Annotated in this window: 7 protein-coding genes; 5 read left to right on the top strand and 2 right to left on the bottom strand. The window is 55.3% G+C overall.

Going from position 1 to position 12,935, the window contains the following annotated elements; all coding sequences use genetic code 11:
- Positions 1-89 precede the first annotated feature (89 nt).
- The 4 genes from AC0MA3_RS12665 (at position 90) to AC0MA3_RS12650 (ending at position 4,843) form a co-directional block, all read left to right on the top strand.
- Positions 90-1,748, top strand: coding sequence for an aminotransferase-like domain-containing protein (locus tag AC0MA3_RS12665; RefSeq protein ID WP_474656475.1), 1,659 nt, complete (start codon positions 90-92; stop codon positions 1,746-1,748).
- 130 nt (positions 1,749-1,878) lie between these two features.
- Entirely contained in the window at positions 1,879-2,664 is a 786-nt protein-coding gene (locus tag AC0MA3_RS12660) for a helix-turn-helix domain-containing protein (protein WP_379159261.1), read from the top strand.
- A gap of 452 nt (positions 2,665-3,116) precedes the next feature.
- On the top strand, positions 3,117-3,866 hold the full coding sequence (gpmA, locus tag AC0MA3_RS12655) for a 2,3-diphosphoglycerate-dependent phosphoglycerate mutase (RefSeq protein WP_379159264.1): 750 nt from the start codon (positions 3,117-3,119) through the stop codon (positions 3,864-3,866).
- Positions 3,867-4,336: 470 nt separating this feature from the next.
- Positions 4,337-4,843: a DUF2569 domain-containing protein gene (locus tag AC0MA3_RS12650; protein WP_474656474.1), complete on the top strand. Its 507-nt coding sequence runs from the start codon at positions 4,337-4,339 to the stop codon at positions 4,841-4,843.
- Between the two features lie 117 nt (positions 4,844-4,960).
- Here AC0MA3_RS12650 and asd read toward each other — a convergent pair whose 3' ends face one another.
- On the bottom strand, positions 4,961-5,752 hold the full coding sequence (asd, locus tag AC0MA3_RS12645) for an archaetidylserine decarboxylase (RefSeq protein ID WP_474656473.1): 792 nt from the start codon (positions 5,750-5,752) through the stop codon (positions 4,961-4,963).
- Between the two features lie 89 nt (positions 5,753-5,841).
- The gene (locus AC0MA3_RS12640; RefSeq protein ID WP_474656472.1) at positions 5,842-6,936 is read right to left on the bottom strand and encodes a YheC/YheD family endospore coat-associated protein; all 1,095 of its coding nucleotides are present in this window, start codon (positions 6,934-6,936) and stop codon (positions 5,842-5,844) included.
- A 236-nt stretch (positions 6,937-7,172) separates the two neighbouring features.
- Here AC0MA3_RS12640 and AC0MA3_RS12635 point away from each other — a divergent pair, with 236 nt between their 5' ends.
- On the top strand, positions 7,173-12,587 hold the full coding sequence (locus AC0MA3_RS12635) for a WIAG-tail domain (RefSeq protein ID WP_474656471.1): 5,415 nt from the start codon (positions 7,173-7,175) through the stop codon (positions 12,585-12,587).
- Positions 12,588-12,935: the final 348 nt, after the last annotated feature.

Below are 12,935 nucleotides of genomic sequence, written 5' to 3'. Positions count from 1 at the left end.
CTTCTAAGAATAAAAGAAGAATTGACAATAAAAAAGGACCGGTTTACATTAATTTTATTAGTCCACTTTGACGTGGAGAGGGTGGGAATATGAATTTTACGCTACCTTACGACCAGTACCTGACGGTGCACCGCTACAAATATCTGGCTCTATACCACGCGCTCCGGGCGGCTATTCTTGGCGGGACTCTGCCGGGTGGAACCCGTCTGCCGTCTACCCGGAAGCTGGCAGAGCTGTACCTGATCTCACGCGGCTCGGCATCTCAGGTATACGACATGCTGCTGGCAGACGGCTACATCCGGACAGAGACTGGCCGGGGCACTTATGTGGCGGATGACAGCTTTTATCCCTTGGAGGGGGAACGCAAGAAGGCGGATCAGGAGATTGATGGTGATGTCGTGGCGGGAGATGCCAGGGCAGAGTACTCAGGGGATGCGGATGTGGGTGCGGGTGTGGGTACGCGAATGGATGAGAGTGTGAGTGCAGGTTCGGGTTCGGAAACGGATGCGCGTGCGGATGCAGGTGCCAGTGCAGGTATAGATATAGGTCCAGAAACAGATGTCGGAGTACCTTGTGGTGGAAGCGGGATCCCGCTCTCCCGCTGGGGACAACGTCTTATGGAGCGGAATGTTCTCATATATGAGAAGGAGGAAGCAGATTTCGTCAGCTTTCGCAGCCGCGGGATGCTGATGGAGCATTTCCCTTATGAAGAGTGGCGAAGTGCACTGAAATATGCCGGCGGCAAAAGCGGTGGGCGGCTGGAAGGCTATTGCCCTCCCCAGGGTGAAGAAAGCCTGCGGCGGTCGATTGCCGCCCATCTCCGGGTGACACGGGGCATCCGGGCAGAAGCGGAGCAAATTGTGTTGTTCAACGGCTCGATGCAGGGCATCGTCCTACTGACACAGCTCTTGCTGGAGCCGGGTAGCCCTGCCGTTGCCGAGGACCCTGGATTTCACGGCATCCGCAGGGCGGTGGAGATCACCGGCGGGAAGCTGCTGCTGGGCGAGGTGGACGGAAGCGGGCTGGTGCCGCAGGATTGGGCGGCCCGGCTACTGTTCGTTACCCCAAGCCGCCAGTTCCCCACCGGCGCTGTTCTGCCGCTTGACCGGCGGCGCCGGCTGCTGGAATGGGCGCGGCGGCAGGATGCCCTGATTGTGGAGGACGATTACGACAGTGAATTCCGCTGGGGCGGGCGGCCCATCGAACCGCTGAAAGCACTCGACCGCGAAGAGCGTGTCGTCTACATGGGTTCGTTCTCGAACAGCATGTTCTCTGGCCTGCGGCTGGGTTATGCCGTGCTCCCGCCCTTGCTGATCCAGCCGGTGACCGCCGCCAAGTCGCTGTATGAGCCGCTTCCGGGAGGCCTATTGGAGCAGCGGGCCTTGGCGCGCTTCATGCAGACCGGCGGCTACAGCCGTCATCTGCGGCGGATGACGCGCCTCTATGGTGAGCGTGCCCGGCTTCTCCGCTCGCTGCTGTCTGAGCGGCTCGGTCTGCTGTTTGAGCCGCTGCCCGGCGATGCGGGGCTGCATATCTACGCGCGCTGGCGGCGCAGCAGTGCGGAATTCGCCGCCTTCCGGGCGGCGGCGCTAAGGCACGGGACGGACTTCAGGGACGCGGCGTTGTACCAGGCCGCAGCGGGTGCACCGGCGGCTTGTTTTTCTTTTGCCCATTTGAATGGCGAACAATTGTTAGACGGAGTCAACCGCCTGCTGTTGGCGTGGGCGGATGTGCAAAATCGGATCTGACAAGGTATGATGAGATTATGGAACGGTGTGTAGAATTCCGCAAAACTTTAGATTATGCTTCCTAAGCGAGTTTTGCTGCATAGCAATTTCAAGGAAGTAGAATTCCGCAAAACTTTTAGGAGGGAATATTATGCTGCATGCATCGCCGTCCTCTTTTGTAATCCTGCCGGCTCTGGCGAAGATTGTCTGTGAACCGGGCTGGAAATGGCAAAAAAGAGAGAAGCCGCTGCAAAATTATGATTTGTTCTATGTCTGGAGCGGGGAAGGCACGGTTGTGCGCAGAGGAATTCCCTATCAGGTGGGTAAGGGAAGCTGCTTCCTGTTCCGTCCGGGAGATCATACCAGTGCGAGCCATAATCCGCAGAAGCCGCTTGTGCTTACATATATTCATTTTGATGTGACTGAGGATGTGACCGATATTCCCGAGCCGTACCGGGAACTGACCGAGACAGTGGAATTCGAGCACTTGCTGGCGCGGTATGTCCGCCTCTTTCTCGTCAAGACCTTTGCGGCTGAGGAGGAAGGGCAGCTGATCCTGAAGCAGCTGATGATCCATCTGCTCCGTGAGGATCAGGTGATGCCGGTGGAACGTCATGTGAGCAACCAATTGGCGGAGGTTATTCATGAGGTCGCCAACTATGTCAGCCAGCATCCCGGAGCAGTGCACCGGGTGGAGGATTTGGCGGCGCGCGCCGGGCTGTCTCCGCGTTATTTTTCGATCAAATTCAAGGAGATTACGGGCTCTTCTGTCCAGTCCTATGTGATCCGCACCCGGATTGAGCGGGCACAGCATCTTCTGCTGTATGCCGGAATGAATGTAACCGAGGTGGCGGATGCCCTGGGGTACCGTGATATTTTCTTTTTCAGCCGCCAGTTCAAGCAGCATACCGGTAAAAGTCCTTCCGAGATCCGCTAATCCTCCGTTTGTTTCAGCTTTTTCAAGCTGGGGTAAATACCTTGCAACCTGGTTACATATGATGTGCACTGCAGCTTGGAAGGGGAGAACGACGGATGACCATGAGACGACGGATTTGCAATAACGACTGCAAAGGCGGGGGAAGCAGGATTGCCCGCAACCGCTGGAGACGATGGAAGAATAGCAGCGTGGTGACTACGGATCATTGGTTTTGACTAACTAAAAGGACGGATGGGTCCTGAAAAGATAGCTTATCCAGATCAACGAAGGGACCGAGGCCGGGTTAGGCATCCGGTCTTTTTTGATTTTAGGAGCAGAATTCATCCGTGTATGAGAGCGCCTGGGCGGGGGGATAAGGATAAGGAGTGTTAGTCTTGAACAACCCGGTCAGCAGGCCTATGATGGGTAAGGATAGAACGATAAGAAACTACACAGGCCGGAGGAGAGAGAAAATGTACGAAATCGTGTTGATACGCCATGGCGAGAGCGAGTATAACCGCCAGAATCTGTTCACAGGCTGGAGCGACCCGGATCTGACGGAAAAGGGAGTAGAAGAAGCCAAAGCTGCCGGGAAGCTGCTGAAGGAGGCGGGCTACACTTTCGATCTGGCCTTTGCTTCTGTGCTGAAACGTTCGATCAAGACGCTAAATTACGTGCTGGATGAGATGGATCTCCTGTGGATTCCTGTGCAGAAGTCCTGGAAGCTGAATGAGCGGCATTACGGTGCGCTGCAAGGACTGAGCAAAAGTGAGACTGCGGTAAAATACGGCGAAGAGCAGCTGCATATCTGGCGGCGCAGCCTGTCGGTCCGTCCTCCGATGCTGGAGCCGGATGATCCACGGTATGCGCGGAACGATATCCGTTACAAGGAGGTTCGTCCCGGAGATATTCCACGCGGGGAGAGTCTGGAGGATACGGTGCACCGCGTCGGCGATTTCTGGGGCAAACGCATTGTGCCGCTGATCCGCAAGAAGGAGCGGGTACTGATCTCGGCGCATGGCAATACGCTGCGGGCTTTGATCAAATTCATGGAGGACATTGACGAGAAGGCGCTGCTGGATCTCAATGTGCCGACCGGAGTCCCTCTGGTCTACAAGCTGGATGATGATGTGAAGCCGATCAGCCGCTTTTATCTGGGGGAGCCAGAGGAAGTACAACAGAAGGCCCGCGAGGTAGCGAATCAGAGCAAGGTGACGGAATAGCCCGCCTGTTATTATTTTGTGTAACCCATACTGTAAAAATATCAGCTCTGCAGAGTAGCTCTGCAGGGTTTTTTGATGATTGTGTGACCGTATTATTTTATTAATGCAATAAAATAGGTATAAAGTTCTGGATAACTACAAACTTCTACAACTAAAGGCGTGAGTCTAAAGTGCTAACTATCATATTACTTGCAAGTTCGACAATAGATTACATAATAATACAAAATAAGCGGTTGTAGTGATTCCTTTATTAGATTATTCTTTCAAAGTGAAAATTTGGGGGAGAAATGTATTTATAGGAGGAAATATAGAAAAGGGAGTATGTAGATGAAAGTTTATGAATTTAAGGTTACTCCGCAAAATCTGCTGCCCAACTCCTCATATCAGGCACTCACAAGAGCTCTCAACGAACAATTAGCATGATTAGAAGTCACGGCTATTTGGCCGCAATTATAAGGAGGAAGAATGAATTGGAAAATGAAGTGCAACACGAAATGAAAGTATATGCTCCACTTGGCCCTTCAGGGCTTGGAGGCTGGCTGGTGGTTGTGCAGATCGGCTTGATCGCAACGCTGGTTATGTTGGGGTTACAGATTTTGAATTACAACTTGCCAAGCTTTCAACCGGATTACTGGGACACGCTTACCTCTAAACAGGGAGAGTTATACCACCGGCTATGGGCTCCGGTGATTATTTTTGAAGCAGCTGCGAATGTGCTGTTGCTGCTGCTCTGCGTCTTTACACTGGTGTTGTTTTATCAGAAAAAAGCACTATTGCCCCGGATGATCATTCTGTTCTACTTCAGTAGCCTGCTGATAGGGATTATTGATTATATTTTTCTGCTGAATATACCGCTAGCAAGAGAAATGGGCCAAGGCGAAAACGTCCGTGATCTTGTCCGAGGGGTCTTCACCTGCATTATTTGGACATCCTATTTCCGAAAGTCGGAGCGGGTAGCCAACACATTTGTGCGGTAAAATGTAAAATATCCTGATTGCCGGGAGAAAGACGAGATACATAATAAACCAATCAAAGCCCCGTCCAAGGCAGCACGTATGTGCCTTTGTACGGGGCTTTAATTGGTACCAGACATATTAGTTAGGACGCTGCAGTTCACCCAGCAGTTCGCCCATCTTCACCTTGGTCCCGCTGACAAGCCCGGAACGGGGGGTGAAGCTGCCGTTCTCAAGGAGCAGCACCACGGTCGAGCCGAATTCGAAATAGGCTAGATCATCACCGATCTGCCAGGCATCGGTCTCTTCATCCGCATAATGGATACTGCTGACATTCATCGCGCCGACCTTCACCACGGCAGCTTCACCGCTTACTCCGGCGATATAAGTAATCAGCCGCTCATTGCGGCTCAGCACACCCTTCATATGCCTCATGCCGAAATCATTGACAGGATATGCCCTCCCGCGGATATGTTCACTCTCGACCTTGCGCCCGGTAAGGGGGGCGTGAATCCGGTGATAATCCGTGGGACTTAAGTACAGCACGAAGAAAAAGCCTTTTTTGTACAGCTCCAGGTGAGGGGAGTGATTCAAAAGCTCCTCCAGCTCATAATCCTGGCCTTTTACATTCATTATGGTTCCGGAATGAATCTCGCCCATGGCGGTAATCAGCGCATCTACGGGGCTGGCCACAGCATTTTCACCGACGGCGATCGGTCGCATGCCGGATTTGAGATGACGGCTGAAAAATTCATTAAGCGTAAGGTATTCCCCGAAAGGCTTCTCTGCTTCAGAAGCGGGAATATGATAAGTCCGAATAAATACCGGGATCAAAAAACGGCTGAGTCTGCTATGGGAAAAAGCCCCCATTAACCGGGAAAGCCATCTGTGCGAGGATAGCTCGGTCATCAGCCGCAGCAATTGTTTTACCATGAGTATCTCCCTTCCATCATGCAGCAGCACGGCCCTGGGTCCAGGACCGTCTCCGCTCTGCATTATATTGACATAGAATAAGAGACAAATCAATAACGGATGTGCCGTGAAGGATGGTCAAGCAGATATCGTGCATAGGCCATAGGCTTCCGGTAACTCTCCTTCCAGGCTCCGGTCAGTCCGGCTTTGCGGAAGCCGTAGCGCTGATCGCGGCCGTTGCATTCGATGAAACAGACCTGGCCTTTGTCCGTAACGCCCATGTCCAGCCCGATGTCTGCAAGCCCGGGCAGGCTCCGCTCCAGCTCGTGTGCAATGCTGAGGCTGTAAGCCAGAACAGACATGCGGATGTTTGCTGCCGCTGCCCCGGAGAATACCTGCTCCAGTGCATATGAAGAGTCCAGTGCTTCTCCACCCCGGGCAATGTTGGAGACGAAGCCCCCTGGTGCTGCCCGCTTGGCGAATAGTCCGGTGACCTGCCATTCCCCGCCCCAGCCGCGCTGCACCGTGACACGCAGATCAAACGGACGGCCCCCAATCTCGGCCAGCGGGATACGTTCCTGAACCAGGTAGGGGGTGGAAGCCAGACGCACCCAAAGTGCTCTGGGCAGTGCATCCTGATTCACCTGGAGGCTGATCCAGCTGCGGTAGCCGAGAGGCAGATAACTCCAGCGCCAGATTCCTGGGCTACTCCGCGTCAGGCGCATTACGCCTTGACCGATACTGCCGCGGCAAGGCTTGAGAATGAGGTCGGAATAGCTGTCCATCATCTCCTTCAGTCCGGATCTTCCAGCCGAGGTGGCGGGCAGAAGCCCGCGCAGTCCGGCATTCTGCTCCAGCAATCCATGGATCTGATCTTTGCCATAGCGGTTGCATGTATTATATACCTGTATACCGCTGCCCAGCAGTCTATCGATTCCATGGCTGCCTGGATCGTAGATTGCCCGGTTATGGATAACGTCTGGCGTCGGGATGATCACTCTTCTATAGCCTCGGGTTTCTTTCATATATGCGATGCTGTATCCGGTATGCGTGTCAATGTCGGACAGTTTCAGGAAGCTGGGGGTCAATCCGTATGCGGCGGCGGCTTCCTCGTAGCTTTTCAGCGACTCCTGTCCCGTTTTTTGCCGGGGAACGCCCCGGTGCATAGCGGCATTTAGCAAGATTCCCACGAGCTTTTGCCCCATGTTCGTTCCTCCCGTTATCTTCTATAGTTCCGGCTGTTCCTCTATCTGTGTCATTGTATGTGTGTAGCCGCCCTTTAGGGTGGACGGATGTGCGGTAACAGATGCCCTTTTTTGAAAAAGTTCGGTTCCTCCGGGACGGTTCAGATTTTACAGGCTTGGTGTAAACGGGTGTCATCCGCCCAGCGCCCTGCATATGATGCCTAGGAGAAACAATAGATGGAAGGAGGAGACTGCTTGTGAAGGGCTCCAGAAAAAATCAGCGCCGCAGTTCCAAAAAGCCGCTCTATGTTGTGGATAATCCGAATATGAAGGAACTCAGTATGCTGGGAAGCAGTCCCAAGGTACAGGAGGTTACAGATACCTCCGGCAGGGTAGCTCCGGATACCGGGAGTATAACTATGAAGGTTAGCGGGGTGGATATGCTTGAAGCAGCGGAATCCGTGCAATCTGCCGAACTTGATCAGCAAACACTTCAGGAACAAGTGGTGGAACATACCGTTTCGGCTGCGGAGTCTTTGCCATTGAACCCTGAAGTCATACTGCCAGTGGCGGAAAAAGAACGTCTGCAGCCCGTATATACGGATGATTTGTCCGACGCTGCCGTTACGGGAAGCAAAATCGCCCCCCGCACCATCGACGGGTCCAAGCTGAAATTCGGCATCATCGGCACGCCTTGGCTGCAGGATTATGCTGTGCAGAGCATCAATATCGCGGACAAGGCAGTAACTTCCTCCAAGCTGGCCCCTGAATCGGTAACGGGTGAGCATTTGGCGGAGGGAAGTATCAGCGGCGGCAAGCTGCTCGACCATTCGATCGGCGGCGAAAAGCTCAAGAACGGCAGTATTGGTCCGGATAAGCTGGCTGACCGGATTATCGGCGGAGGTCAGATTGCCGACCAGGCCATTACCAGCCGTCATCTTAGTGACTGCATCATCACCTCCGACCTGATCGAGGATGGAGCGGTGACCGGCGAGAAAATAGGGAGCAGCACCATTGTCAGCCGCCATCTGGCCAACGGGAGCATTGACCGTTCTAAGCTGGCGGACGAAGCGGTAACAAGCGACAAAATCGCTGACGGTGAGATCAGCGGTGACAAGCTTGGGGATGCCGTTATTGAGAGCCGGCATATCAGCCTTGGCGCCATTACAGCTAAGCATCTGGCTCCTGGAGCCATCGGGCCGGAGCAGCTTGCCAGCCGCCTGATCGGCAAAGAACAGCTTCAGTCCGGGGTCATCGACAGCGGCCATCTCGCTGATGGTGCGGTAGGTTCGCGCCAGATTGGCAAGGAAGCCGTAAGAGCCCAGCACTTAAGCCCGGAAAGTGTGAACGGCAGCCACATCGCTGACGGGGAGATTGCCGGCCGTCATTTGGCAGACCGCAGTATTTCTTTTGTGAAGCTGGCGGAAGGGGCGGTAGGAACCGCTCAGCTTGTGGAGCAGGCAGTCACTTCTTCCAAAATAGCGGACCAGAGCATTCTTGCCCACAAGCTGGCGGACGAAGCTGTGACGACACGGCACATTGCCAAATCTGCGGTAAGAGGACCTCAGATTGCCATGCAGGCTGTCGCATCAGTTCATCTGCAGCGCGAGTCAGTAGAGCATTCCCATCTGGCGGCGGACTCCGTCGGTTCAGAGCAACTGAAAGAACAGTCGATACTTACGGGCCATTTGGCAGACGGAGCAGTTACCGGGGATCAACTGGCTTTTGGATCGGTTGACGGAGAACATCTCCGTCCGCAAAGTATTACCCCGGACAAATTAGCGGATGGGAGTGTTATTACCGCCAAGCTGGCTCCGGGTGCGGTTGGCGGCAACGCAATCGCGCGGGAAGCTGTCAGCGGGGAACATATTGCTTTTTGTACAGTGGAGGAAAAGCATCTCGCAGATTCCAGTATCAGCGGCCGCGTATTACAGCGGGAGGCGGTGGATACCGAACATTTGGCACCGGGGGCTGTAGAGCGTAGACATCTGGGGGATAACAGTGTGACCTCCTCTGCCCTTCAGCCAGGTTCGGTAGTGGGTGAGAAACTGGCAAACGGGGCGGTAAAGGAAATCCATCTCTCTGCAGGTATAGTGCAGCCGCATCATTTGGCTGATCATGCTGTCACTTCATTGAAGCTGTCACCGGAAAGTGTATCGACCGATAAGCTGGGCGATCTGGCTGTTACAGCCATCAAGCTGGCAGATGGAAGCGTGGAAGCTTCTAAGCTGGCGGCATCTGCCGTTCAGGCAGAGCACCTGAGTGCGGGGGCTGTGGGTTCTGGGGCAGTCAGTGACGGCGCTGTGCAGGGAAGACATCTGGCACCGGGGAGTGTTGGCGGGGCGCATATCCGTCCGATGTCTATCGGGAACGGACATATCAGCCCGAGCTCCATCTCTTCCATTCAGATTCAAGATGGCAGCATCAGCGGAGCCAAGCTGATAGAAGGCGCAGTCTCATCCCGCCACCTTGCGCCGGAAAGTGTGGCAGGCAGCCATTTGGCGAAAGCTTCGGTGGAAGGGAAGCACATCGGGCAAGGTGGAATCACCTTAGCGCATCTGGCTGAAGAAGTCCGCAGTGTGCAGATTTTGCCGGATGGCAGTATTACCGGAGAGAAGCTGGCAACGGGTGCTGTGGGGTCAGACCATCTGGCCGCCGGAAGTGTAAGGGCAGGGCATTTGGCGGCGGAAGCGGTGGAAGGACAGCATATTCGTCCCGGAGAGATTACCCTGGCGCATCTGGCGGAAGAGACGCGCAGTGCAGACTTCCTGCCGGATGGAAGCATCGGCGGCTCCAAGCTGGCCGAGGGTTCGGTTGGTGCGTTCCATCTGGCTACAGGCAGTGTGTATGCGGATCATTTGACAACAGATGCGATAGACAGCCGCCATATCCGTTCCGGCAGCATTCTGCTTGAACATCTGGCCAAGGAAACGCTGACCTCTGAATGGCTGCCGGATGACAGTATTGGAAGCGGGAAGCTCACAGCCGGTGCGGTGAGTTCGCTGAATCTCCAGCAGGAAAGCATTTATGGTGAACATCTTGCAGACGGAATACTACAGGAGCGGCATCTGCGTCCAGGTCTGATCAAGCTTGAGCATCTTGCCGATGAGACGCGCAGTGCAGCACTGCTGCCGGATGGCAGTATTGGAGGCAGCAAGCTGGCTGCTGGCGCAGTGGGTTCTTCACAGCTGGCTTCCGGAAGCGTATATGGAGGACATTTGGCAGCGGATGCGGTAGACAGCCGCCATATCCGCCCCGGAAGCATCCAGCTGGGGCATCTGGCCGCTGAGACGCTGAGCGCGGATCTGCTGCCTGACGGTAGTGTAGGAGGCAGTAAGCTGGCGGCAGGTGCGGTGGGTTCGCAGCATCTGGAGCCGCAGATCATCCAGGGCGGTCATCTTGCAGATGGAGCGGTGGAAGAACGCCATTTGGGCAGCGGAATCGTCAAGCTGGAGCATCTGGCGGATGAAGTCCGTAGTGCTGAGCTGCTGCCGGACGGCAGTATTGGAGGCAGCAAGCTGGCGGCAGGTGCGGTAGGATCACAGCATTTGCAGCCGCAGAGTATCCAGGGCGGTCATCTGGCAGATGGAGCGGTGGAGGAGCGCCATTTGAGCAGCGGGATCATCAAGCTGGAGCATCTGGCGGATGAAGTCCGCAGCGCGGAGCTGCTGCCGGATGGTAGCATAGGCGGCAGCAAGCTGGTGGCAGGAGCAGTGGATTCGCAGCATCTTCAGCCGCAGAGTATCCAAGGCGGTCATTTGACAGATGGAGCGGTGGAAGAGCGTCATTTGAGCAGTGGCATCATCAAGCTGGAGCATCTGGCAGATGAATTCCATAGCGCAGAGCTGCTGCCGGATAGCAGCATTGGAGGCAGTAAGCTGGCGGCAGGAGCAGTGGGTTCGCAGCATCTGCAGCTGCAGATCATTCAGGGCGGTCATCTGGCAGATGGAGCGGTGAAAGAACGCCATTTGGGTAGCGGGATCATCAAGCTGGAACATCTGACGGATGAAGTCCGCAGTGCGGAGTTGCTGCCGGATGGCAGCATCGGCGGCAGCAAGCTGGCGGCAGGTGCGGTAGGAACACAGCATCTGGAACCGCAGATCATCCAGGGCGGTCATCTGGCAGATGGAGCGGTGGAAGAACGCCATTTGGGCAGCGGAATCATCAAGCTGGATCATCTGGCGGATGAAGTCCGCAGCGCGGAGCTGCTACCGGATGGCAGCATTGGCGGCAGCAAGCTGGCGGCAGGTGCGGTAGGATCACAGCATCTGGAACCGCAGATCATCCAGGGCGGTCATCTGGCGGATGGAGCGGTGGAAGAACGCCATGTGGGCAGCGGAATCATCAAGCTGGAGCATCTGGCGGATGAAGTCCGCAGCGCGGAGCTGCTGCCGGATGGCAGTATTGGAGGCAGTAAGCTGGCGGCAGGAGCGGTGGGTTCGCAGCATCTGGAACCGCAGATCATCCAGGGCAGTCATCTGGCAGATGGAGCGGTGGAAGAACGCCATTTGGGCAGCGGGATTATCAAGCTGGAGCATCTGGCGGATGAAGTCCGCAGCGCGGAGCTGCTGCCGGATGGCAGCATTGGAGGCAGCAAGCTGGCGGCAGGAGCGGTGGGTTCGCAGCATCTGCAGCCGCAGATCATCCAGGGCGGTCATCTGGCAGATGAAGCGGTGGAGGAGCGCCATTTGAGCAGCGGAATCATCAAGCTGGAGCATCTGGCGGATGAAGTCCGCAGCGCGGAGCTGCTGCCGGATGGCAGCATTGGCGGCAGCAAGCTGGCGGCAGGAGCGGTTGGGCCCTACCATCTGGCTCCGGCTAGTGTATACGGAGGCCATTTATCCCCGGTTTCCGTGGACGGCCGCCATATCCGCCCTGGCAGTATCCATTTTGAACATTTGGCCGAGAGTGCGCTGAGCTCTGAACTGCTGCCGGACGGTAGCGTTGACGGAAGTAAGCTGGCAGCGGGTGCTGTAGAATCGCAGCATCTGCAGCTCCAGAGTATCCAAGGCGGGCATCTCGCCGATGGAACGCTGGAAGAACGGCATTTGAGTCCCGGCATCATTAAGCTGGAACATCTCGCGGAGGAAACCCGCAGCGCGGAGCTGCTGCCGGAAGGCAGCATCACTGGGGAGAAACTCGCATTCGGCAGTATCGGAACTGCGCATCTGGCTGAAGGTGCAGTGGGGAATTCAGAGCTTCAGGATGAAGCGGTGGATGCTTCCAAAATCACCTCATTCGCTATCCAAACCCGCCATTTGGAAGAGGACAGCGTACAGAGTTACCATATTGCTCCTGGTGCCATCACGGGCGATCATCTGACGCCTGGCTCGGTAAATACCGAGCACCTGTCGTTCAGTCCGGTACAGAGTGCGGGCAACCGGGAGGTGCTGCAGCAGTTTGGCATGACAGCCTTTATGTTCAACGGTGATGCAGAGAGTGTAGAGGTGACAGTAGCTTTTGATGAAAGCTTCGGCCACACCGGTTATGTCCTTGTTGCGATGACTAATCAGCCTTTCTTTCATGCTTCATTGAAGAACAGAGGGGCCGGAGAGGCGGTTATTGAAGTGGTACGGCTGCGTGAAACCTCACATTTCTACGGCGTGTTATCCTGGATTGCCCTCGGCACTCCCTTGGTAAAGCCGGTAGCGGATCATCGGGTATTTGATTAGTCGGCTGACTGGAGCAGGTAGAGGTTAAGATACAAGATGGAAGGAAGGGCTGATCCCAAGGAAAAGATGGGGCAGATCAGAACCTTAGGAAGTGAATGGATAAGGACAAAGGGCGCAGCCAAAGGCTGCGCCCTTTGTGCGGTGATGAACTGGAGCCGGTCATTTCCGGGATGATGAGAAGACCTGGTTCTGGTTGCTGCGGGCGCTGAAGCCCATATTCGCTGCTCCAGTATCCTTACATACGAATACTTGTACCGGACATTAGGCGGTGAGCGGGCTTTTGTCCAAATTTCTGCGCAGGGGGAGACACTTGCCGTTACCCGGGACAGCGGAATACATAGACTGTGA

Source organism: Paenibacillus sp. LS-5 (assembly GCF_056121505.1).
Note: the sequence above shows the minus strand (reverse complement) of the source record. Positions and strands in the feature narration are given on the sequence as shown.

Bases quoted from the DNA above. Each gene is read 5' to 3' on its own strand.
- AC0MA3_RS12665 (WP_474656475.1), top strand. From the start codon at position 90: ATGAATTTTACGCTACCTTACGACCAGTACCTGACGGTGCACCGCTAC.
- AC0MA3_RS12660 (WP_379159261.1), top strand. From the start codon at position 1,879: ATGCTGCATGCATCGCCGTCCTCTTTTGTAATCCTGCCGGCTCTGGCG.
- gpmA (WP_379159264.1), top strand. From the start codon at position 3,117: ATGTACGAAATCGTGTTGATACGCCATGGCGAGAGCGAGTATAACCGC.
- asd (WP_474656473.1), bottom strand. From the start codon at position 5,752: ATGGTAAAACAATTGCTGCGGCTGATGACCGAGCTATCCTCGCACAGA.
- AC0MA3_RS12640 (WP_474656472.1), bottom strand. From the start codon at position 6,936: ATGGGGCAAAAGCTCGTGGGAATCTTGCTAAATGCCGCTATGCACCGG.